Genomic DNA, 20378 nt, shown 5'->3' with positions numbered 1-20378 from the left:
GTTAGCACCGGTCAGGTAGCCGCTGCCAGTTCACGCATTCTGCCGATAACAGCGTTCATCCCGTTGGCCCTGGATGGCGAGAGCTGCCGAGAGAGGCCAAGCTGGCTGAACCATTCCGCCACGTCGAGCCGCTGTAGCTCGCCGACATCCAGGCCATTGACGCGAACCAGCAGCACGGCAAGCAGCCCACGCAACAGACGCGCCTCGCTGGTGCCGCGGAAATGCCAGTGGTTGTCCTGTCGCTCGCCGACCAGCCAGAGCTTGCTGTCGCATCCGGCTACCCGATTGGCTTCAATGCGCTCGTCATCGGCGAGCGGATCGAGGCGATCGCCCCATTGCATCAGCAGTCGCGCGCGCTGTTCCCAGCCGGCGGCGTGCTCGAACGCCGCCAGGGTTTCGGCTGCCGCCTCCGGCAACTGGCTCATCGCAGCATGTCCAGGGCCCGATCCAGCGCATCGAAAAATCGCTCCAGATCGAGACCATCATTGTATAGCCCGAGTGACACGCGGGTCGCGCCTTCCACACCCAGCGTCTTCAACAGCGGCTGAGCGCAGTGAGTGCCGCTGCGCACGGCCATTCCCTGCTCGGTGAGCAGATGGGCCAGATCGCCATGGTGAATGCCCTCCACGGTGAAACTGGCGAGCGCCACCTGCGGCTCGCCGAGCAGCTTGACGCCGTCGCGCACCGTCAGCCCGGCACGCAATTTCATGTGCAACGCCTGCTCGTGGCCGGACACTGCAGTGGCGTCGAGCTTGGACAGGTAGTCGAGCGTCGCACCCAGGCCGATCACGCCCCCAATCGGCGGCGTGCCCGCTTCGAATCCCAGCGGGGCGGCGTGGAACTCGGCATGGTGAAAGTCAGCGACACGGACCATCTCGCCACCGAATTGCCAGTGCTTGAGCTTGAGTAGCGATTCACCGCGGCCATAGAGCGCGCCAACACCTTCCGGACCATAGAGCTTGTGGCTGGACAGCACGTAGAAGTCGCAGGCGAGCGCCTGCATGTCGTGACGACCATGAACGACGCCCTGGGCGCCGTCGACCACCGTCAGTGCGCCCTGCGCCTTGGCCATCGGAAGCAGATCGGTCAGTGGCTGCCAGGTTCCGATCACGTTGGATAGCTGACTGACGGCCAGCAGGCGGGTACGCCGGCCGATGAGGTTCGCCGCGGCGTCCATGTCGATGAGCCCGCGCGCATCCAGCGGCAGTACGATCAGTTGGGCATCGCGGCGCCTGGCCAGTTGCTGCCAGGGCAACAGATTGGCGTGGTGCTCGACGGCACTGACGACGATCTCGTCGCCCGCTTCGATCAGGTGTTCCAGCCCATAGGCGAGCAGATTCAGCGCCTCGGTGGCGCCGCGGGTAAAGACGATCTCGGTGGGGCAGGACGCGTTCAACCAGCGGGCCACCTTGATCCGTGCGTCCTCGAACGCGCGAGTGGCGCGCTCGGCCGGCTGGTGCTGGGCGCGATGCACGTTGGCGGTGCCGCAGGTGTAGTAGCCGGTGAGGGCGTCGATCAGCGCCTGTGGTTTCTGGGCGGTGGCGGCACTGTCGAGGTAGGTCTGACCCTGTGCCTCGAGAATGGCCAGGGCAGGAAAGTCGGTGCGCCAGGGAGATAGAAGCGACATCGTTTTCGTCCTATGGCCTGTGCCCGAAGCGGCTGGAGGCTGGAGGCTGGAGGTGGAACGTGGGGCTGCCCATTCGTCCGGCCTTCAGCCTCTAGCGCTTCGATCGGTTTTTGGCTCAGTTATGCGCGTGCAGCGCCTCGTTCAGCTCGACCGCAGACTTGTGCGTCTTGCATTCGATCGCACCGCTCAGCGAATTGCGGCGGAATAGCAGGTCGGTCTGGCCGGCCAGTTCGCGCGCCTTGACCACCTTGACCAGCTTACCTTGCTCATCGAGCAGATTCACCTTGGTGCCAGCTGTGATGTAGAGGCCGGCTTCCACGGTGTTGCGGTCGCCCAACGGAATGCCGATCCCCGCGTTGGCGCCGATCAGGCAGCCTTCGCCGACCGAGATGACGATGTCGCCGCCACCGGATAGGGTGCCCATGGTCGAGCAGCCGCCGCCCAGATCCGAGCCCTTGCCGACGAACACGCCAGCGGAGACACGGCCTTCGATCATGCCCGGGCCTTCGGTGCCAGCGTTGAAGTTGATGAAGCCTTCATGCATCACCGTGGTGCCTTCACCGACGTAGGCGCCGAGACGGATGCGTGCGCTGTCGGCGATACGCACACCGGCCGGCACCACGTAGTCGGTCATCTTCGGGAATTTGTCGACCGAGACGACTTCCAGCAGGTAGCCCTTGAGGCGCGCTTCCAGCTGGCGCTCGGCCAGCTCGGCCAGATCGACGGCACCCTGATTGGTCCAGGCGACGTTAGGCAGTAGCGGGAAGATGCCAGTGAGATTCAAGCCGTGTGGCTTGACCAGGCGATGGGAAATCAGCTGCAGCTTGAGATAGGCCTCAGGGGTGGAGGTCAGTGCTGCATCCTCGGCGAGCAAGGTCACCACCAATGGGCGCTGGCTTTCGGCAAGGCGGGTCAACAATGCATGTTGAGCAGTGTCGAGCGGCTTGATGGCATCGGCCAGTTGAGCCGCCTGGGTGGTATTGATGGTGACGGCCTGATTGCCACCTTCATAGTTCAGCAGCGGCGCAATGGCGGCGACCAGCTCGCCGCTCGGGTGCAGCAGTGGCTGCGCATAAAAAACTTCCAGCCAGCTGCCCTGACGGTTCTGGGTGCCGACGCCAAACGCCAGGCTGAAGAGGGAATTGCTCATAGGGGGAGTCCTTTATTTATTCAGTCGCGCTCGTCTCGGCGAGCGGGTCTCAGTTCTTGGCTGCCAGCTCGGCAGCATAGGTGTCTGGCTTGAAGCCAACGAGGGTCTTGTGGCCCAGATCCAGAACCGGGCGCTTGATCATCGACGGCTGGGCCAGCATCAGTTCGATGGCTTTTGCCTGGTCGAGATCGGCTTTCTGTTCATCGTCCAGCTTGCGGAAGGTGGTGCCAGCACGGTTGAGTACGATCTGCCAACCATGTTCATTGCACCAGGCTTGCAAGTGGACGCGGTCGATGCCGGCACTCTTGTAGTCATGAAATTCATAGCTTAGCCCCTGCTGGTCAAGCCAGGTACGGGCTTTTTTCATGGTGTCGCACGCCTTGATGCCGTACAGGCAGCGTCCCTTGCTTTCATCGGGCATAACAGCTCCGGTTCTCCGGCCAAACTGGGCCGCGGATTATGCCACGATGAGGCGAAGCCTGCCGCCCGTTGGGGCGCTGCCCGGCAGGATGCGCTGTCGCTCAGGAGGTGCCTTGGTCCGTGGCGCGACCGGCTTGGCTGAGCAATCGCTCGATCGCCTGAATGTCGCCAGGGCGCACCACTCGAGCCACTTCCTCTCCCTGGCGCATCAGAATCAAGGTCGGCCAGAGCTTGACCCGGAATGAACGACCGAGCGGGCGGCCGGGTCCATCCTCGATTTTCAGATGGCGGATGTCGCGCGCGGCCATGGCTTGGGCGAGTAAGGGCTGCGCCGTGCGGCAATGACCGCACCAATCTGTGCCGAACTCGAGCAGGGTGAGGCCCTCGAGTGTATCGACCTCGTCGCGGGAAGGGGCGCTGACCGCGTAGGTTTCGTTCATGGGCATAACAGGCTCCCGGTGGTCTGTTTATAGGTGGAGTCGCGGCAGTGCCATGGGTTCAGCGACTGGGTCACGAAGAAGACGCGCGATCTTTTTCTCCCTCTACGTTGTCCACTGATCACAATCGCAACGATGAGGTCATATATGGCACGCAAGCATTTCGAGAACCACGAGGCCATTTCGTCCGCCGTACCTGCTGACGAGGGGTTCGAGGCGGTGATCGCCGTCAAGCGTCGCGGCACGGACGAAAATGCACATGTTTTCAAAGTCGCTAACGGGCGCCGTTACGACCTTGCCTCCGAGGCCGAGACGGCAGCCGAGGCAGCGCTGACCAAGGTCAGGGAGATCAGCGATGAAGGTGAGCTGATCTGGGAAGAACATGCGATCTGAAGGAGGACGCCATGAACGAGCCCGAAAAGCCGGATGTGGACGAGCGTGACAAAAGCGACGAGCCCGTCACTGCAGATATTCCAGAGCACATGAAACCGGAAAATCTGGAAAAACTGCGCGACTACGGTAAGGACATGATCCCGCCAGGGGTGGCCTGAATCGGTAAGCCGGACGCCGCAACGTCCGGCTCCGATATCACGACTTGGCGATGCAGGCGCGGACGCGCTCGGCAGCCTCGACGCAATCGGCGAGCGGCGCCACTAGCGCCATGCGTACCCGGCCCGAGCCAGGACTGAAACCCTCCACTTCACGTGCCAGGTAGGAGCCCGGAACCACGGTCACGTGTTCGCTGGCGAAGAGTTCGCGCGTGAACTGCTGGTCATCGAAGGGCGTCTTCGGCCATAGATAGAAACCGCCATCGGGACGCTGCACCTCCATCACAGGGGTGAGGATGTCCAGCACCGCGTCGAACTTCTCGCGATACAGCTGACGATTGGCCTGTACATGCGTTTCGTCGTTCCAGGCGGCGATGCTGGCCAGTTGCGTCTGCACCGGCATGGCGCAGCCGTGGTAGGTGCGGTACAGCAGAAACGCCTTGAGAATGTCGGCATCGCCGGCGACGAACCCGGAGCGCAGCCCCGGCAGGTTCGAGCGTTTGGAAAGGCTGTGAAAAACCACGCAGCGTTTGAAGTCCGCGCGCCCCAGTGCGGCGCATGCAGTCAACAGGCCGGCGGGCGCCTGGTCTTCGTCGAAATACAGCTCGCTGTAGCATTCGTCCGCTGCGATGACAAAGTCGAACTCGTCCGCCAATGCGATCAGCTTCTTCAACGTTTCAAGCGGGACCAGCGCGCCGGTCGGGTTGCCCGGAGAGCAGAGGAACAGGATTTGCGCCTGCTGCCAGACCTCTGCCGAGACCGCATCGAAGTCTGGATTGAAGCCGTTTTCGGCGGTGCAGGGCAAATAATGCGGTGTGGCGCCGGCCAGAAGCGTTGCGCCTTCATAGATCTGGTAGAACGGATTGGGGCTGATCACCAGCGCCTCGGCGCTGCGGTTGACCACGGCCTGGGTGAAGGCGAACAGCGCTTCACGGGTGCCGTTGACCGGCAGCACGTGGCGCGCCGGGTCGATACTGTTCGCCGTCACGCCGAAGCGACGCTCGCACCAGCGGGCAATCGATTCACGCAGCGCAGCAATCCCAAGGGTGGACGGGTACACCGCGAGTTGGTCGAGGTTGGCCGCCAGTGCCTGGGCCACGAAATCCGGCGACGGGTGTTTCGGCTCGCCGATCGATAACGCGATCGGGCGCTTGTCGGCTGGCGGTTGCACGCCGGCGAGCAACCGGCGAAGTTTCTCGAACGGGTAGGGCTGCAGGAGGGACAAGTCGTCATTCATGATCGGGATCTTCGAAGCGTAGGGAAGCGCGTCGACAGGCGCTTCGATAGGTTCATTCGTTGCGGGCGCCACCGTAGTAGGCGCAGCCACGCAGGGTTTGGTCGTCCACGCGCAGTTCGGCGGTCAGGTGGCTGATGGCGCCGGTGGCGCTGTCGACGCAGCGTTGCGGGGCGACCCAGAGGTCGATGCGTTGGCTGTTGGCTTCGCTGCTGAAGCTGGTCTGCCCGCCCGGCAACTGCTCCTCCAGATAGGGCACCGCCAGCGGCGCTTGGTCGGGTCGCTCGAGCAACAGGCCTTTGGTCGTGATCCGAACGCTCCACCCCGGTTCGTGACCGCCGGCGCGCAGTGTCAACTGGTGGAATCCGCTCGCGTCGCAGCCGGGTCCTTCGCGCTGAAGGCGATAGACCTGAGTCAGTTGCATTTGGCTGCTGCCATCGGCGCGTGAGGTCAGCCTGCCGCGCACGTCGGCGAACAGCGACCGACCGTCGTCGGAGAGCAACGCCTGGGCATCGTCGGGCAGTCCGGTCGCCCCGGCATCGAGCAACTCGACCTGCCGCTGACCCTGGCAGCTATGCAACAGCAGCCTGCCGTCGTTGCGCATGACCTCGCCCTGCAGCCGTTCGACTGCTTGCCGGGGAGGCCCGTCGTGCCAGGGCAGCGCTTGGCAGCCAGCGAAAATCGGCAGCAGAAGGAGCAGCAAGGGGCGGGGACAGGTCATGGACGAACTCGGCGTGGCAGCGGGCGGTACCGCGCCAGCAGGCTGGCGCGGTTGAAATCAGTCACCCTTTACGGCTTTGCCGTCGACGGTGCCTTCTTCGAGCATGATCTGGTACTCCTTGCCGTCCTTTTCCACCTGATGCAAGCGGACCAGCATGTAATCCCAGTTCTTCGCAAACCAGAGGAGGGTCTGGCGCTTGCTCTGCGTCGGATCGCGCACACGCTCGACCTTGATCGCATCGACCTGACCGGCCTTCGTGCTGATTTTTTCCTCTCCCAGGACGCGGAAATCGTAGGTTTCGATCTCGTCGCCATCTACGACCTGATAGCTCATGCTCTTCTCGCCCGCTGCAACCGCCTGCTGAAGCGCGATCTGATAGGTGGATTTGTCCAGCAGGCCGCGATTCAGCGGTAGCTTCACCGGGTCACCACGGTCTTCTCCGGCCACCTGTTTGGCTTGCCAGTCAAAGTCGAGCTTGATGGATTTGCCCTTGCCCAGCCCGCTGCGTTTGAGTCGGTACTTCTGTGGCAGGAAGGTCTCGCCTTCGACTGTGAAAACGCTGCGCTCATTGAAGCTGGCGACCAGCATCGAGGCTTCGAAATCCAGCTCCCAGGTATTGTCATCGCGTTTTTCCAGGCTGCGCTGGGCAGTGCCACTGACAGGTACCTGTTTCCAGTCCGCGGTGTAACTGGCGGAGAAAGGCTTCAGCTCAAGAGCCTGGACCGGCAGGGCCAGCACGGCAAGAGCGAGCAGCAAGGCACGATGCATAATGTCTCCTAGATTCTTAATAGATGGCCGGTGGCCGGCAGCAGCATGTCGTCCAGCATCGCGCCTTGCTTGGCAAGGCGCAAGCGGCCCTCGGCGAACCAGCGAACAGCCAGCGGATAGATGATGTGCTCGGCTGCATGCACTCTATCGGTCAGCTTGCCGATGCTTTCGTTGGGTTCAATCTTCAAGCAGGCCTGTATGGCCACAGGGCCGCCGTCGAGCTCTTCGGTAACAAAGTGCACGCTGCAACCATGTTCCTGGTCGCCGGCATCGAGTGCCCGGCGGTGGGTATCCAGTCCCTTGTATTTCGGTAGCAGGGACGGATGGATGTTGAGCAGGCGACCCTGGTAGTGGCGAACGAAGCCTGCGCTGAGAATGCGCATGAAGCCGGCCAGCACCACCAGCTGTGGCTGGTATGTGTCGATGATTTCCATCAGAGCCGCATCGAATGCATCGCGATCAGCAAAATTCTTGTGCTGCACAACATGCGTATCGATGTCGGCCGCTTGCGCACGCTGCAGGCCCAAGGCATCTGCACGGTTCGAAACCACCGCGCGAATACGCGCGGGGCTGTTGTCTTCATCGAGGCTGTCGATCAGGGCCTGCAGGTTGCTGCCGGACCCTGAAATCAGCACGACGACATTACAAGGTGTGCTCATCAGTGACTTTTCAGGTTGTTCAGCACAACGCGTTCGGCAGCTTCGTCAGCCGATGCGATCTGACCGATCACCCAAGGGCTTTCGCCAGAGCTGCGCAGGTTGTCGAGCACGGCCTCGACCCGATCCTGGGCGACACAGATCACCATGCCGACGCCACAGTTCAGCACTCGGTGCATTTCATGCTCATCGACATTGCCTTGCTGCTGCAGCCAGTCGAAGACCACCGGACGCTGCCAGCTGGCGACATCGATGACCGCCTGGCTGCCTTCGGGCAGAACGCGTGGGATGTTGTCCAGGAGACCGCCACCGGTGATGTGCGCCATGGCTTTCACCGCACCGGTTTCCTTGATCAGCTTGAGTAGTGGCTTCACGTAGATACGTGTCGGTGCCATCAACAATTCGGTGAGCGGCTTGCCGTCGAGTTGCGTGTTTTCGATATCGGTGCCGGCTACCTCGATGATCTTGCGGATCAGCGAATAGCCGTTGGAATGTGGGCCGGACGACGGAAGGGCAATCAGCGCATCGCCGGTGGCTACTTGTGAGCCGTCGATGATTTCGCTTTTTTCCACGACGCCTACACAAAAACCGGCCAGGTCGTAATCTTCGCCTTCATACATGCCGGGCATCTCGGCGGTTTCGCCGCCCACCAGCGAGCAACCGGCCAGTTCGCAGCCGGCGCCGATACCCGTTACAACCCTTGCGGCGATGTCGACGTCGAGCTTGCCGGTGGCGTAATAGTCAAGAAAGAACAGCGGCTCGGCACCGCAGACAATCAGGTCGTTGACGCACATTGCGACCAGATCCTGGCCAATGCTGTCGTGCTGGTTGAGGTTCAATGCCAAGCGCAGCTTGGTGCCGACGCCGTCGGTGCCCGAAACCAGAACGGGCTGCTGGTAACCGGCCGGAATTTCACAGAGCGCGCCAAAGCCGCCCAGCCCACCCATGACCTCAGGACGAGCGGTGCGCTTGGCCACGCCTTTGATGCGTTCGACCAGCGCTTCGCCTGCATCGATGTCGACACCGGCGTCCTTGTAGCTGATGGAGGGTTGCTTGCTCATAAAGAATCCGGACCTGTGAAGGGAAGTGCAGGGGCGACCGGGTCAGAACCAGGTTTCAGTCGCGACGCTGCGAGGGCGCCGGACCGGTCTGCGGAAAGCGGGCGATTTTATCAGGCTTGCCGCACAGCGACCATCCCGCGAACGGTGATGTCGAACAGGTTTGCCAGGGACCGGCGAGGTTTTCCGCGGTGCGGTACGCAGCCTGTGACTGCTGCGGTTGCCCCGAGTCAGGTGCCTGTTTAAGGTATAACGCTTGATCATTCCGAACCCGGTCGCCGCAAGGGGCCGGCAGGCCCTCATGACTGGCTAGCCAGCGAGTTTTTAAAATATGCGCGTAACTTCCCGTCTTCTCGCACTGTGCTGCGCAGTCGTGTCCGCCCATGGCATGGCGGCACCCGTCAGCGATCTCTACAAGGTACGTGAGCCGGTTGCCAGCCAACAACCAGCCGAGCGCGAAGAGGCGCTACGAAACGCCTTCGACACGCTGGTGCTGCGTCTGACCGGCGACGCCAGCCCTGATCAGGAGGCCGTGGCGCGATTGCGCAACGATCCGCAGCAGCTGGTGAGCCGCTATGCCTATGAGGGGGACGCCGTCATCGTTAGCTTCGATCCGGTGACTACCGAGCGTGCGCTGCGGTCAGCGGGGCTTTCATTATGGGGCGCTGAGCGCCCGAGCATCCTGGTCTGGTGGCTGGGAGAGTCGGCTAACGGCTCGCAGCTTGTCGGTGACGCGCAGGAGGGCTCTTCCGACTTACGGGCGGCTGCCCAGCATCGTGGCCTGCCGTTGCGTTTGCCGTTGGCCGATCTGAGTGAGCAGCTCGTGGCCACCCCCGAGACCGTCACAGCAAAGGATCCACAGGCGCTTCGCGATGTGTCGGAGCGCTACGATGCAGATGGGCTGTTGACCGTCATGGCTAAACAGTCCGGCGAAACCTGGCAAGCCAACTGGCGCCTCTGGGTTGGCGACAAACAGACGCAGGGCAAGGCGAGTGGCGACACCCGATCCGCGCTGGCCGATGAGGTCATGCGCGCCGTAAGCACGTTCCTGGCGCCGCACTACCGCGTTAAGCCCGGTGACCGAGCTGAGATCACGCTTGAGGTGCTTGGGGCTGACGTGGAGCGTTTCGCCGAGCTGGATCGCCTGCTTGAACCCTTCGGCGCACGCTTGCAGCGGGTCGAAAGCGATCGGCTGGTGTATCGCCTCAATGCCAGTCCAGAGCAACTGCGGGCTCAGCTGGCCTTGGCGCGGCTGCAGGAAGTCGCTGCCGATGAAATTGACATGCAAGCGATAGACGCCGCGGGCGCCGATGCTGACGTCGAGCCTATCGGCGACGGTGACGTGTCGGCCGGCGCCGCTGAAGCGCAGCCAATCGATGCCCAATCTCCTCTCGACGAGCCGGGCGCACCGGCAAGCGAGCAATCCGAGCCGGCCGATCGAGGCACGTTGCTGCGCTACCGTTGGTAGGGGTTGTGGCGCCCTGCGGTTAGCGGAGGGTGCTTTGCCATCCATGGCGTCCATCGATTCATGATTTTCCCTTTCGCCTGCTGTAGTCAGCGGCCTCAGATCATCCAGACAAGACGTTCAGAACATGACCCTCACCCACAACAACCGCTGGCTATGGCTGGTGGCGCTGTTTTTGATTGGCTGGTTGATCTATCAGCTGTCACCCATCCTTTCGCCTTTTCTGGTCGGCATCCTGCTGGCTTATCTGGGCGACCCACTGGTAGACCGGCTGGAGCGTTGGAAGCTGTCCCGAACCTGGGGCGTGATTCTGGTTTTCTCACTGTTCACCCTGCTGTGTCTGTTGCTGCTGCTGGTGCTGGTTCCGATGCTCGGCAAGCAGCTGATGCATCTCTATCAGCTTGCACCGCTGGGCCTGGACTGGCTGCAACTGACGGCGCTGCCCTGGGTGCAAGCGCAGTTTGGCCTCGACGAGGATTTCTGGCGCGTCGATCAGCTCAAGAGCGCGTTTTCCGCCAATCTCGGCAGCACCAAGGACGTGCTGGCGATCATCCTCAGTCAGGCTACGGCGTCGAGCATCGCTTTGCTGGCCTGGTTGGCGAATCTCCTGCTGGTGCCGGTGGTGTGTTTCTATTTACTGCGGGACTGGGATCTGATCATGGCCAAACTGCGCACGCTTCTGCCGCGGCGGCGCGAAGATGCTGTCATGGCACTGGTGCGTGAATGCCATGAGGTCATCGGCGCCTTTCTGCGTGGACAGTTGCTGGTTATGTTGGCGCTGGCTGTGGTCTATTCCGCCGGTCTCATGTTGGTCGGTGTCGAATTGGGATTGTTGATCGGCGTCCTGGCTGGCCTCGCCAGCATCGTGCCGTACATGGGCTTCGTGGTGGGCATAGGCGCGGCAGTGATTGCCGTGCTGTTCCAGTTTGGTCTGGAGCCCTATCCATTGCTTGGCGTTGCGGCGGTGTTTACGGTCGGGCAGATGATGGAAGGCGTACTTCTAACCCCGCTGTTGGTGGGTGACCGTATCGGCCTGCACCCCGTTGCGGTGATTTTCGCGGTGCTGGCTGGGGGGCAACTGTTTGGTTTTACCGGCGTGCTCCTGGCATTGCCAGTTGCGGCAGTGATCATGGTCCTGCTGCGCCATGTGCATGATCTCTATAAACTGTCGGATCTTTATGCAGAGCCGCCGGTCGACCCACCCCGCCAACCATGAAACCCATTCAGCTTCCCCTGGGCATTCGTCTTCGTGACGATGCCACCTTTGCCAACTTCTACCCGGGCGCCAATGCGGCCGCGCTGGGCTATGTCGAGCGAGTCTGTTCGCCTGCGGCTGGTTGGTCCGATGAATTGATCTACCTGTGGGGCGGCACTGGCGTCGGGCGCAGTCATTTGCTTCAGGCCGCCTGCTTGCGCGTCGAGCAACGTGGTGAACTGGCGGTGTATCTGCCATTGGCGGAAGTCGCGGAATACGGCCCGGCGCTTCTGGATGATCTGGAGCAGAGCGAGCTGGTCTGTCTGGATGATCTGGGTGCCATAGCGGGCGATCCGGTGTGGGAAGAAGCCTTGTTCCATCTGTTCAATCGGCTTCGCGACAGCGGTCGGCGCCTGTTGCTCGCCGCCGATGCCTCTCCGCGAGAAATCGCTGTACAGCTTCCAGACCTCAAGTCCCGTTTGAGTCTGTCGCTGGTGTTTCAACTGCAGGAACTCTCGGATGAGGACAAGCTGCGCGCCTTGCAGCTTCGAGCCTCGCGTCGCGGTCTGAACCTGCCGGACGACGTCGGCCGTTTCATCCTCACTCGCGGTGCCCGCAGCATGAGCGCATTGTTCGAGTTGCTCGACCGGCTCGATCAGGCCTCCCTCCAGGCGCAACGCAAACTGACCATCCCGTTTCTCAAGGAAACGCTCGGCTGGTAAAGCCCTTGTGCGGGATGGGCTCCCACCCGGCACTTGAATTGGCGAAGGTTTTCTCACGTCGGACCGAAACCGTAGCTGCTTCCTGCTGCGCTTGCGGCTCGTCTCAGTTTTCACCTGCCGCTTTGCGACCGTACTGATAAGCCCAGCGGGTATAGAGCAACGCACTGATAAAGAGCGTCAGGCTGATCGTTGCTTCCATCCAGCCGTAAACCATGCGGGTCGGGTTGATCGCGGCAAGCACGCCTTGAATGAAGTAGAGGTTGACGATAAAACAGGTCCAGGCATGGGCGCGCGGGCTTCCGGAGATCATGCCAGGGGCCACCAGGAGGAGCGGAATCAGCTGGATGCTGACCACCACCCAGGTGCGCGCGCCGTGCAGGTCGGCAAATGCCAGATTCCAGACCACCAATAGCACGGCCAGTCCAATGAAACTGGCCAGGCTGATCGCGCGGCTGAGTTTTACCCGTGGCGTCAGCCATTCGAGTGACGGCAGGGGTTTCGGCTTTCTAGCCACGGTTGTTCTCCAGACGCTTGGCGGTTTCCGCGAGGCGTTGGCCCAGTGCGCGGCAAAGACTGATTTCATGCTCATCCAACGCACGCTTGCCATCTGTTCCGGCATGGTGGCTTGGGCCGTAGGGGGTGCCGCCACCACGAGTTTCAAGCAAGGCATGTTCGCTGTACGGCAGGCCCAGCAGCAACATGCCGTGGTGCAGCAGGGGTAACAGCATGGACAGCAAGGTCGATTCCTGACCGCCATGCAAGCTGGAAGTCGAGGTAAACACGCCAGCAGGTTTGCCGACCAGTTCGCCGGTCAGCCAGAGTCCGCCGGTGCCGTCGAGGAAGTATTTCAGCGGGGCGGCCATGTTGCCGAAGCGGGTCGGGCTGCCAAGCGCCAATCCGGAACAGCTCTTCAGGTCGTCCAGTGTCGCGTAGATCGCGCCTTGCTCCGGTATCGCAGGCGCTACCGCTTCGCATTCGGCGGACACTGCCGGCACGGTGCGCAGCCGCGCCTCGAGGCCGGTCTGCTCGATGCCGCGGGCGATCTGCCGCGCCATCTCGGCAGTGGCGCCGTGGCGGCTGTAGTACAGCACCAGAATATACGGCGCATTCATGGCAGGATCTCCAGCACCTTCTCTGGGGGCCGTCCGATCACCGCCACATCACCGGCTACCAGTATCGGCCGCTCGATCAGTTTTGGATGCGCGACCATCAGGTCGATGAGCTCGGCGTCGGCAAGGGCGGGGTCCGCCAGGTTGAAAGTCTTGTATTCCTCTTCACCGCTACGCAGCAGTTGCCGGGGTCCGATGCCCAGACGAGCTAGAATCTGCTTGAGTTCTGTGGCGGAAGGGGGTGTTTCCAGGTATCGGATGACGGTAGGGTTCAGGCCGCGCTGTTCGAGTAGCTCCAGCGCGCTGCGTGATTTTGAGCAGCGTGGATTGTGATAAAGGGTCAGTTCGGTCATTTGTAATCGCTTCGCGCCAGTGTAGGCAGTCATTGTAACCTTCAATATGGCGAGGCCTGAAACGCCAGTCGCAGGCAACTGTCTGCCAAAATAGGCTTTCGGTTGTCACAAGCCTGTGAACAAGCGAGTCCGAGGATCGCGATTGGCACCAAGGAGATGGAATGCAGCAACGAATCAAGGATTTCGTAGAATTCAGTCGTTTCCTGGTGCAGCGCTTCCTCACCGATCGCGGCCCACACAGCGCTGCCGCATTGACCTATACCACCCTGTTCGCGGTGGTGCCGATGATGACGGTGACGTTCGCCATGCTTTCCGCCATTCCTGCGTTTCAAGGGATCGGTGAGCAAATCCAGTTATATATCTTCAGCAATTTCATTCCTTCCACAGGCGCTACCATTCAGGACTATCTGGTCGCTTTCACGGATCAGGCGAGGCAGCTGACCTGGTTCGGCGTGGGATTTCTGATGGCAACGGCGCTGATGATGCTTTTGACCATCGAAAAGGCGTTCAACGTGATCTGGCGGGTGCGCCAACCGCGCCGCGGGATTTCAAGCTTTCTGCTGTACTGGGCGATCCTTAGCCTCGGCCCGTTGCTGCTGGGTGCGGGGTTTGCCATGAGCACCTATGTCACCTCGTTGTCGCTGATCTCGGGCCCGAATGCGCTGGTCGGTGCGCGCACCGTTTTAAAGGCGATGCCCTTGTTGTTCAGTGTCGCGGCATTCACCTTGATCTATGCAGCGGTGCCGAACACTCGAGTACCGCTGCGGCATGCATTGATAGGGGGGACCTTTACCGCTGTGCTTTTCGAAACGGCGAAGCAATTGTTCGGCTTGTATGTCAGCTATTTCCCCAGCTATCAGCTGATCTACGGGGCGTTTGCCGCAGTGCCGCTGTTTCTGTTGTGGCTCTACCTGTCCTGGATGATCGTGTTGTTCGGCGCGGAGCTGGTCTGCGGGTTGTCATCGTCACAGCAATGGCGGCGTCGCTCGATACCACGGCTGCTGGTCATGCTCGGGCTGTTGCGGGTGCTTTACGAAAGTCAGCAGGCCGGGCGAGAGGTGCGTTTACGCGATGCCCACCGAAGCGGCTGGAAGCTGCCGGAAGACGAATGGGATGAGATCCTCGAGTTCTTCGAGCGGGAGCAGCTTGTTTGTCGGACCGGCTCTTCCGGTTGGGTGCTCTGTCGCGACCTCAACAGCTACAGCTTCGATCAGCTGTTGCGTTCCAACCCCTGGCCTCTCTCGGGTAAGCAGGCGCTACCGGAGCATCTGGATGAGCCCTGGTACCCGACGCTGCGTCAATCCCTGGAGCTACTACAGCGAGAGCAGGCCAATCTCTTTGGTGGTAGCGTCGCAGACTGGCTGCAGTCGCAGCGGGTCTGATCGAGCCGATACTCAGCAGCGCAAGGAAAACGAAAATGAACAGAGGACTCAGCGGATTGCTCGGTGCCTTCGCCTGCCTGATGCTGGTGGGCTGTGGTGAGGATTGGGGGGCGGACCAGCACGGTGCGAATGTCACGGCGCAGCAGCTCGACGGGCAGTGGCTGCTGATCAATTACTGGGCCGAATGGTGCGGCCCTTGCCGAACCGAAATTCCCGAACTGAACGCACTGGACCAATCGCGGGACGACATCACGGTGCTGGGCGTGAATTTCGACGGGCTGCAAGGCGACGAGCTGGTCGCTGCGGCCAAGCAGTTGAACATCAATTTCAGGGTACTCAGCGTCGATCCGGCGGAGCGGTTGGGCCTGCCGCGCAGTGCAGTCTTGCCGGTGACCTATATCGTCGATGCTGGCGGCGTGGTCCGCGAAAGTCTGGTGGGCGAGCAAACGGCGGAAGGGCTGCTCGCCAGGCTGGATAAACTACGCAGCGGAGGGTAGCGGCAATGCGGGCGCTGGCGCCCGTCGTCAAGGCTTGACGTACCAGAAATCCTGCCAGAAGCCGATGACCCTTGCTGGATAGTGCTGTTTGCCGAGGCTGCCGTTATAGCGTGCCAGCGCTCGGTTGATGTCACCGTTTTCCTTCTTCAGGTAGTAGCTGAGGATGGTGCAGCCGTAGCGAAGGTTGGTGGCGTTGTCGGTCAGATTGTCTTGCGGCCGGCCCAGTTCGGCTTTCCAGAAGGGCATCACCTGCATCATGCCTTGCGCGCCGACGCTGGAGATGGCGAAACGATCGAAGTGACTTTCCGCATGGATCAATGCCAGCACAATGTCTGGCTTGAGCCCTGCTTTGCTGGCCTCCTGATGAACCAACCGCAGTAATGTCAGCCGCGCCTGCGGGTCGGGAACGTAGCGCTTGAGGCGGGTCGACATGTCGAGCAGCCAGACTTCTGCGTCAAAGCGATCCTGAAAGCTCTCAGCTTCTGCCACGGTGCGCTGCATCAGTTCGCGAAGCTCCGGCTCCGGTGCCTGGCGAACAGTCGCAGGGACTGGCCAGGCAACGACCAGCATTAACAGCCACAGGAGTCGGAGCGGCCTCATGACGCGGCCTAGTCGCCTTCGCCTGGATCGTGTGCCTGGCGACCGGCATCCTGCATCAGGCTCCGGAGAAACGCCTGCTGCAAATCCGGGTCGTTGCGGGTCAGCTCAATCAAGCTCTGTTCAAGCTCGCTGGCTTCCTCCTCGAGACCAAGCTCTGAAAGCCGCTTGACGCGATGCACCCATTGATTGACATCGTCACCTTCGAGGTCATCGAAGATCAGGTCGTGCGCTTCGAGAAGCTTGCCACGCAAGGCGCGACTGACAAGAAGCGTGGCGTCAGCCCGGGTACCGTCCTGCGGGTCTTCGACCCGTAGCTGAAGCTTGCCTACCTGGCTGATGTCCTGATCGGCGAAGGGGCCATCAAGTAGATTCAGGCGCAGCACGCCGTTGCGATCGGTGCTCAGTTCGTGCGTCTCGTTGGCCGCAACGACCTCCACCGAGCGCTCAGCCCAAGGCAGGCTGGAGTACTCGAGCCGGGCGTCGCGTCGCTGTTCGTCGAGGCTGGCAAGGTTCTGCTGCGAACGGCCGTTGGACTCAACATTGACGAACGGATTGAGGCCCGCAAAACCATAGCTGATCCAGTCGCGAGTGGCGCTTTCCGGCAGGTTGCCGAGCAACACGACGTTGAGCACATTGGCGCCAATACCTGCGACCACCGCAACAGCGCCCAGCGGAATCTCGTATAGCTCGCGCCAGGGCTGATAGGGTGTATAGCGATCATAGCGGCGGGTCACCTCGAAGTCGGTGACTTCGAAGGTCTTCTGGTCGAGTATGCGGATACGCCGCTGCGGCAGCTCGAGCAATGGCGCGCCCACCTCGATGCGCAGACTGTGGTCGAGCAGTCTGCGTTCGGTACGGGCTTCTTGTTCGCTACGTTGAGGCAGCTGATTGGCGCAGCCACCCACAAAAAGCGCCATGCAGAGCATGGCGCAAGTTGAAGCACTTCGGTTGAGCATGATTTCTGTCAGCGGCTGGCGCGGGAATTGATGAATTCGAGGATGTCGGCAGCAGGGATGGCCTGGCTTTCGGCATCGCGGCGATGCTTGTATTCCAGCGTGCCATCGGCGAGCCCGCGGTCGCCTACAACGATGCGATGCGGTATGCCCACCAACTCCATATCGGCAAATTTGACGCCTGGACTGGTCTTTTTGTCACGGTCGTCGAGGAGAACGTCGTAGCCGGCAGCGGTGAGTTCCGCGTAGAGCTTATCGGTTGCATCGCGGACGGCCTGGTTTTCGTACTTCATCGGGACCAGCGCGATCTGGAACGGGGCGAGCGCCTCGGGCCAGAGAATGCCGCGCTCATCGTAGTTCTGCTCGATGGCGGCTGCGACGACACGTGACACGCCGATGCCGTAGCAGCCCATGGCCAGGATAACAGGCTTGCCATTTTCACCCATCACGCTGCAGTTCATCGCCTGGCTGTACTTGGTACCCAGCTGGAAGATGTGCCCGACTTCGATGCCGCGCTTGATGATCAGCCTGCCGACGCCATCTGGGCTTGGGTCACCCGCGACAACATTGCGCAAGTCGGATACTTGCGCAAGCGGCACATCGCGCTCCCAGTTGATGCCGAAGTAGTGCTTGCCATCCTGGTTGGCGCCGGCAGCGAAGTCGCTCATCAGCGCGACCGAACGATCAATCACACAGGTGATAGGCAAATTCAACGGACCCAGGGAGCCGGGGCCTGCGCCGATGGCTGAACGTATTTCTTCGTCGCTGGCGAACATCAGCGGGCTCTCGACCTGGGCCAGATTGGCCGCCTTGATCTCATTGAGCTCGTGATCCCCGCGTATGACCAGCGCGACCAGTTGACCTTTTTCTGTGCCGCGCACGACCAGCGTCTTGATTGTTTTCTCGATAGGTAGCTGGAACTGCTCGACCAGTGCGGCAATCGTCTTGCAGTTCGGCGTGTCGATCAGTCGCAGCTCTTCGCTGGGGGCGCCGCGCTCGGTTTCACGCGGAATGGCCTCTGCTTTCTCGATGTTAGCGGCGTAGTCGGAACTGTCACTGAAGGCGATATCATCTTCGCCGGACTCGGCAAGCACGTGGAACTCGTGTGAGCCGGTACCACCGATCGACCCGGTGTCGGCCTGAACCGGGCGGAAATTCAGCCCCAGGCGGGTAAAGATGTTGCAGTACGCCTGGTGCATGCGGTCGTAGGTTTGCTGCAGCGACTGCTGGTCCACATGAAAGGAGTAGGCGTCCTTCATGGTGAACTCGCGCCCGCGCATCAGGCCGAAACGCGGACGGATCTCGTCACGGAATTTGGTCTGGATCTGGAAGAAGTTGATCGGCAACTGCTTGTAGCTGTTGAGCTCGTTGCGCGCCAGGTCGGTAATGACTTCCTCATGGGTCGGGCCGACGCAGAATTCGCGGTCATGGCGGTCCTTCAGGCGCAGCAGTTCGGGGCCGTATTGCTCCCAGCGTCCCGACTCCTGCCAGAGCTCGGCAGGCTGAATCGCGGGCATCAGGACTTCCAGCGCGCCAGCCTTGTTCATCTCGTCGCGAACGATCGCTTCGGCCTTGCGCAGGGCCCGAAGGCCCATCGGCAACCAGGTATATAGGCCAGAAGCCAGCTTGCGGATCATCCCGGCACGCAGCATCAGCTGGTGGCTGATGACTACCGCATCGGAAGGCGTTTCTTTGAGGGTCGAGAGCAGGAACTGACTGGTGCGCATGTGGGCCGTTGTGTCCTTGCAGAGCGATGATATGGCTCGGCATTGTACGGCTGCGGTGAAGTTGCGTACAGGTTGCGGGCACGGCCAACCGGCCGATAAGGAAATGCTGTGGTTTCAGCTATTCAAACGCTCAAAAAAGAAACCCGGCTGAAGACCGGGTTTCTTTCACACGTAACCGCGAAGCGTTACAGGATGCTCAGCGGGTAGATAGCGTAGAGACGCCATTCATTAATGTCGTTCCAGGCAGGGTTGTTCGTTCTCAGGATCGAGTTACGAGCTCTGAGAGTCAAGTCCTTGGCTGCGCCATCCTGGAAGGTATAGGAAACCTGGTTGAAGATTTCGCGCTCGGTAGCTTCGCCTTCGCCGCCATAGTATTCCGCGTCGATGTTATCGCCACGAAGGTAAGCGGTTTTCCATGCCAGACCGGGAACGCCATAACCGGTGAAGTCCAGCTCATAGCTGGCCTGCCAAGAGCGCTCGTCCTTGAAGTTGAAATCGGAGAGGAAGGAGTTGGCTACCCAGATGCTGCCGCCGCCATCGCCATTGTCGTACAGGTAACCGGTGTCACCGCTGACTCGCTGGTGGCCAGGATAAATGCGTGGCTACCGATGGCATATTTAGCCGAGAGACTCCAGATGGTGTTGTCATCTACTTCTGATCCGTCTTCGCTGAAGCTTTGGTCGATATCGTCCGTTTTGTAGTAGTTGAGATCGAAAGTCAGAGACTGATCCTCAGTCAGCGGCATCACGTAATTGACGTTGGCGTATTTCTTTTCGTATGTGTCTTCCACGTCGGAGAAATACAGGGAGGCGCTCAGGTTGTCATTGAGAGCATAGGTACCGCCAATGACGTCAATACTTTTCAGCTCAACGTCATCGTGCGCGGCCGAGCCCATCGGGCTGTCGGCGGTGAAGTGGCCGGCGTTGAGTTCGAGTCCTTCGATCTCGCTACTGGTAATCATGGTGCCGGTAAATGACTCCGGCAGCAGGCGGGAGTCATCCGATGCCAATACCGGTAGGGATGTGAATTGGTTGCCATACTTGACTACGGTGTTGGAGAAGCGGGCCTTGACGGCTGCGCCGGCTTGGGAAAGATCGTCTGCCCACTTGTCGCCGTCTCGGGGGAACATGTCACCTTGGCCACCGTCAAGTCTCACGCCCAGCAATCCGAAAGCGTCAACACCGAAGCCTACCGGGCCCTGAGTAAAGCCGGAGTCAAAGGTCAGAATGAACCCCTGGGCCCACGTGTCCACGTCATCCGCACCATCCGCATGGTCGCGGTTCCAGTAGGTATTACGCAGCAACAGATCCAGGCTGGCATCTTCCACGAACCCGTTCGATTCTGATTGGGCACTGGCGAATGCCAACTGCGAGGTACCGGCCGCAACGGCCATGGCGATAGCGCTCCACTTCATCACTTTCATCGTGATTGCTCCTTTGGTTTCAAATTGGTGCTTGCTTTCCTGCGTGTCTAGGTGCGCCGGAAAGAGGCATCTTTATTTTCGGTATACAAGCTCAATTGAGTCCTTCGTTTGTCTGGCGGGTCGTGACCTGCAGCGAGCCTGGAATGTACTTCCGAGAATTACTGTGTAGCTGGGTAAACTGGCGCGGGCAAGCTTAACTCAGCTTACGATTTCTTCCCCCGGTCATGCAGCTTTTTTGTCCAAAGCAATAACCGTGCACAAAATCCATCGGGCGATTGTTGGCGGGTATTCGTGACGATGCCTGGTCTCGCTCGCGCTAAAGCGGGGCTCGAC

23 protein-coding genes and 1 pseudogene are annotated in these 20378 nt (G+C 60.9%); 7 read left to right on the top strand and 17 right to left on the bottom strand.

Annotated features, from left to right (window positions below):
- Positions 1–11 precede the first annotated feature (11 nt).
- The 5 genes from NA637_RS06045 to NA637_RS06025 form a co-directional block, all read right to left on the bottom strand.
- Positions 12–425 carry a SufE family protein gene (locus NA637_RS06045; protein WP_256071427.1) on the bottom strand — a complete coding sequence of 138 codons (414 nt, stop codon included), beginning with the start codon at positions 423–425 and terminating at the stop codon, positions 12–14.
- The gene (locus tag NA637_RS06040) at positions 422–1627 is read right to left on the bottom strand and encodes an aminotransferase class V-fold PLP-dependent enzyme (protein WP_256071426.1); all 1206 of its coding nucleotides are present in this window, start codon (positions 1625–1627) and stop codon (positions 422–424) included. Before NA637_RS06040 ends, NA637_RS06045 begins: the two co-directional genes overlap by 4 nt.
- A 115-nt stretch (positions 1628–1742) precedes the next feature.
- Positions 1743–2777, bottom strand: a complete 1035-nt coding sequence (gene dapD, locus NA637_RS06035) for a 2,3,4,5-tetrahydropyridine-2,6-dicarboxylate N-succinyltransferase (RefSeq protein WP_256071425.1) — start codon at positions 2775–2777, stop codon at positions 1743–1745.
- A 49-nt stretch (positions 2778–2826) separates the two neighbouring features.
- The gene (locus NA637_RS06030; RefSeq protein ID WP_256071424.1) at positions 2827–3198 is read right to left on the bottom strand and encodes an ArsC family reductase; all 372 of its coding nucleotides are present in this window, start codon (positions 3196–3198) and stop codon (positions 2827–2829) included.
- A 100-nt stretch (positions 3199–3298) separates the two neighbouring features.
- Positions 3299–3643 carry a thioredoxin family protein gene (locus tag NA637_RS06025; protein WP_256071423.1) on the bottom strand — a complete coding sequence of 115 codons (345 nt, stop codon included), beginning with the start codon at positions 3641–3643 and terminating at the stop codon, positions 3299–3301.
- 138 nt (positions 3644–3781) lie between these two features.
- Here NA637_RS06025 and NA637_RS06020 point away from each other — a divergent pair, with 138 nt between their 5' ends.
- Both NA637_RS06020 and NA637_RS06015 read left to right on the top strand, forming a co-directional pair.
- A complete protein-coding gene (locus NA637_RS06020; RefSeq protein ID WP_256071422.1) occupies positions 3782–4027 on the top strand; it encodes a hypothetical protein in 246 nt (81 codons plus the stop codon).
- Between the two features lie 11 nt (positions 4028–4038).
- Positions 4039–4185: a hypothetical protein gene (locus tag NA637_RS06015; protein WP_256071421.1), complete on the top strand. Its 147-nt coding sequence runs from the start codon at positions 4039–4041 to the stop codon at positions 4183–4185.
- 37 nt (positions 4186–4222) lie between these two features.
- Here the strand turns inward: NA637_RS06015 and dapC are convergent, their stop codons facing one another.
- Genes dapC through purM form a run of 5 tightly spaced genes read right to left on the bottom strand, consistent with a single transcriptional unit; the run spans position 4223 to position 8622 of the window.
- On the bottom strand, positions 4223–5419 hold the full coding sequence (gene dapC / locus NA637_RS06010; protein ID WP_256071420.1) for a succinyldiaminopimelate transaminase: 1197 nt from the start codon (positions 5417–5419) through the stop codon (positions 4223–4225).
- A gap of 52 nt (positions 5420–5471) precedes the next feature.
- Complete coding sequence (locus NA637_RS06005) at positions 5472–6137, bottom strand: COG3650 family protein (RefSeq protein ID WP_256071419.1); 666 nt, start codon at positions 6135–6137, stop codon at positions 5472–5474.
- A 57-nt stretch (positions 6138–6194) separates the two neighbouring features.
- Positions 6195–6905, bottom strand: coding sequence for a DUF3108 domain-containing protein (locus NA637_RS06000; protein ID WP_256071418.1), 711 nt, complete (start codon positions 6903–6905; stop codon positions 6195–6197).
- A gap of 8 nt (positions 6906–6913) precedes the next feature.
- Positions 6914–7564, bottom strand: a complete 651-nt coding sequence (gene purN, locus NA637_RS05995) for a phosphoribosylglycinamide formyltransferase (protein WP_256071417.1) — start codon at positions 7562–7564, stop codon at positions 6914–6916.
- Complete coding sequence (purM, locus tag NA637_RS05990) at positions 7564–8622, bottom strand: phosphoribosylformylglycinamidine cyclo-ligase (RefSeq protein WP_256071416.1); 1059 nt, start codon at positions 8620–8622, stop codon at positions 7564–7566. Before purM ends, purN begins: the two co-directional genes overlap by 1 nt.
- 328 nt (positions 8623–8950) lie before the next feature.
- Here purM and NA637_RS05985 point away from each other — a divergent pair, with 328 nt between their 5' ends.
- The 3 genes from NA637_RS05985 (at position 8951) to hda (ending at position 12001) form a co-directional block, all read left to right on the top strand.
- On the top strand, positions 8951–10087 hold the full coding sequence (locus NA637_RS05985) for a DUF2066 domain-containing protein (RefSeq protein WP_256071415.1): 1137 nt from the start codon (positions 8951–8953) through the stop codon (positions 10085–10087).
- Between the two features lie 124 nt (positions 10088–10211).
- Complete coding sequence (locus NA637_RS05980; RefSeq protein WP_256071414.1) at positions 10212–11300, top strand: AI-2E family transporter; 1089 nt, start codon at positions 10212–10214, stop codon at positions 11298–11300.
- On the top strand, positions 11297–12001 hold the full coding sequence (hda, locus tag NA637_RS05975; protein ID WP_256071413.1) for a DnaA regulatory inactivator Hda: 705 nt from the start codon (positions 11297–11299) through the stop codon (positions 11999–12001). Before NA637_RS05980 ends, hda begins: the two co-directional genes overlap by 4 nt.
- Before the next feature lie 103 nt (positions 12002–12104).
- On the opposite strand, the gene NA637_RS05970 is transcribed toward hda, so the two are convergent.
- From NA637_RS05970 to arsC, 3 genes are read right to left on the bottom strand one after another with little or no spacing between them, the layout of a single operon-like run.
- A complete protein-coding gene (locus tag NA637_RS05970; RefSeq protein WP_256071412.1) occupies positions 12105–12515 on the bottom strand; it encodes a DUF2069 domain-containing protein in 411 nt (136 codons plus the stop codon).
- Positions 12508–13113: an NAD(P)H:quinone oxidoreductase gene (gene wrbA, locus NA637_RS05965; RefSeq protein ID WP_256071411.1), complete on the bottom strand. Its 606-nt coding sequence runs from the start codon at positions 13111–13113 to the stop codon at positions 12508–12510. The genes NA637_RS05970 and wrbA overlap by 8 nt, the downstream gene beginning before the upstream one ends.
- The gene (gene arsC / locus NA637_RS05960) at positions 13110–13463 is read right to left on the bottom strand and encodes an arsenate reductase (glutaredoxin) (RefSeq protein WP_256071410.1); all 354 of its coding nucleotides are present in this window, start codon (positions 13461–13463) and stop codon (positions 13110–13112) included. The genes wrbA and arsC overlap by 4 nt, the downstream gene beginning before the upstream one ends.
- A gap of 161 nt (positions 13464–13624) precedes the next feature.
- Between arsC and NA637_RS05955 the strand changes: the two genes are divergently transcribed.
- Together NA637_RS05955 and NA637_RS05950 are read left to right on the top strand one after the other, a co-directional pair.
- A complete protein-coding gene (locus NA637_RS05955; protein WP_256071409.1) occupies positions 13625–14845 on the top strand; it encodes a virulence factor BrkB family protein in 1221 nt (406 codons plus the stop codon).
- 35 nt (positions 14846–14880) lie between these two features.
- Positions 14881–15342: a TlpA family protein disulfide reductase gene (locus tag NA637_RS05950; RefSeq protein WP_256071408.1), complete on the top strand. Its 462-nt coding sequence runs from the start codon at positions 14881–14883 to the stop codon at positions 15340–15342.
- 27 nt (positions 15343–15369) lie between these two features.
- On the opposite strand, the gene NA637_RS05945 is transcribed toward NA637_RS05950, so the two are convergent.
- The 4 genes and pseudogenes from NA637_RS05945 to NA637_RS05930 form a co-directional block, all read right to left on the bottom strand.
- The gene (locus tag NA637_RS05945) at positions 15370–15942 is read right to left on the bottom strand and encodes a lytic transglycosylase domain-containing protein (protein WP_256071407.1); all 573 of its coding nucleotides are present in this window, start codon (positions 15940–15942) and stop codon (positions 15370–15372) included.
- Positions 15943–15950: 8 nt separating this feature from the next.
- Positions 15951–16898, bottom strand: a complete 948-nt coding sequence (locus NA637_RS05940) for a hypothetical protein (RefSeq protein ID WP_256071406.1) — start codon at positions 16896–16898, stop codon at positions 15951–15953.
- Positions 16899–16906: 8 nt separating this feature from the next.
- The gene (locus tag NA637_RS05935) at positions 16907–18622 is read right to left on the bottom strand and encodes a proline--tRNA ligase (RefSeq protein ID WP_256071405.1); all 1716 of its coding nucleotides are present in this window, start codon (positions 18620–18622) and stop codon (positions 16907–16909) included.
- A 185-nt stretch (positions 18623–18807) separates the two neighbouring features.
- Positions 18808–20045 (bottom strand): annotated as a pseudogene (locus NA637_RS05930) (OprD family porin).
- Positions 20046–20378: the final 333 nt, after the last annotated feature.

It is taken from the genome of Stutzerimonas stutzeri, from assembly GCF_024448935.1.
Taxonomy (GTDB): domain Bacteria; phylum Pseudomonadota; class Gammaproteobacteria; order Pseudomonadales; family Pseudomonadaceae; genus Stutzerimonas; species Stutzerimonas stutzeri_AO.
Note: the sequence above shows the minus strand (reverse complement) of the source record. Positions and strands in the feature narration are given on the sequence as shown.

Excerpts from the sequence above, each read along its gene's own strand:
- NA637_RS06045 (WP_256071427.1), bottom strand. The coding sequence starts at position 425 with ATGAGCCAGTTGCCGGAGGCGGCAGCCGAAACCCTGGCGGCGTTCGAG.
- NA637_RS06040 (WP_256071426.1), bottom strand. The coding sequence starts at position 1,627 with ATGTCGCTTCTATCTCCCTGGCGCACCGACTTTCCTGCCCTGGCCATT.
- dapD (WP_256071425.1), bottom strand. The coding sequence starts at position 2,777 with ATGAGCAATTCCCTCTTCAGCCTGGCGTTTGGCGTCGGCACCCAGAAC.
- NA637_RS06030 (WP_256071424.1), bottom strand. The coding sequence starts at position 3,198 with ATGCCCGATGAAAGCAAGGGACGCTGCCTGTACGGCATCAAGGCGTGC.
- NA637_RS06025 (WP_256071423.1), bottom strand. The coding sequence starts at position 3,643 with ATGCCCATGAACGAAACCTACGCGGTCAGCGCCCCTTCCCGCGACGAG.
- NA637_RS06020 (WP_256071422.1), top strand. The coding sequence starts at position 3,782 with ATGGCACGCAAGCATTTCGAGAACCACGAGGCCATTTCGTCCGCCGTA.
- NA637_RS06015 (WP_256071421.1), top strand. The coding sequence starts at position 4,039 with ATGAACGAGCCCGAAAAGCCGGATGTGGACGAGCGTGACAAAAGCGAC.
- dapC (WP_256071420.1), bottom strand. The coding sequence starts at position 5,419 with ATGAATGACGACTTGTCCCTCCTGCAGCCCTACCCGTTCGAGAAACTT.
- NA637_RS06005 (WP_256071419.1), bottom strand. The coding sequence starts at position 6,137 with ATGACCTGTCCCCGCCCCTTGCTGCTCCTTCTGCTGCCGATTTTCGCT.
- NA637_RS06000 (WP_256071418.1), bottom strand. The coding sequence starts at position 6,905 with ATGCATCGTGCCTTGCTGCTCGCTCTTGCCGTGCTGGCCCTGCCGGTC.
- purN (WP_256071417.1), bottom strand. The coding sequence starts at position 7,564 with ATGAGCACACCTTGTAATGTCGTCGTGCTGATTTCAGGGTCCGGCAGC.
- purM (WP_256071416.1), bottom strand. The coding sequence starts at position 8,622 with ATGAGCAAGCAACCCTCCATCAGCTACAAGGACGCCGGTGTCGACATC.
- NA637_RS05985 (WP_256071415.1), top strand. The coding sequence starts at position 8,951 with ATGCGCGTAACTTCCCGTCTTCTCGCACTGTGCTGCGCAGTCGTGTCC.
- NA637_RS05980 (WP_256071414.1), top strand. The coding sequence starts at position 10,212 with ATGACCCTCACCCACAACAACCGCTGGCTATGGCTGGTGGCGCTGTTT.
- hda (WP_256071413.1), top strand. The coding sequence starts at position 11,297 with ATGAAACCCATTCAGCTTCCCCTGGGCATTCGTCTTCGTGACGATGCC.
- wrbA (WP_256071411.1), bottom strand. The coding sequence starts at position 13,113 with ATGAATGCGCCGTATATTCTGGTGCTGTACTACAGCCGCCACGGCGCC.
- arsC (WP_256071410.1), bottom strand. The coding sequence starts at position 13,463 with ATGACCGAACTGACCCTTTATCACAATCCACGCTGCTCAAAATCACGC.
- NA637_RS05955 (WP_256071409.1), top strand. The coding sequence starts at position 13,625 with ATGCAGCAACGAATCAAGGATTTCGTAGAATTCAGTCGTTTCCTGGTG.
- NA637_RS05950 (WP_256071408.1), top strand. The coding sequence starts at position 14,881 with ATGAACAGAGGACTCAGCGGATTGCTCGGTGCCTTCGCCTGCCTGATG.
- NA637_RS05945 (WP_256071407.1), bottom strand. The coding sequence starts at position 15,942 with ATGAGGCCGCTCCGACTCCTGTGGCTGTTAATGCTGGTCGTTGCCTGG.
- NA637_RS05940 (WP_256071406.1), bottom strand. The coding sequence starts at position 16,898 with ATGCTCAACCGAAGTGCTTCAACTTGCGCCATGCTCTGCATGGCGCTT.
- NA637_RS05935 (WP_256071405.1), bottom strand. The coding sequence starts at position 18,622 with ATGCGCACCAGTCAGTTCCTGCTCTCGACCCTCAAAGAAACGCCTTCC.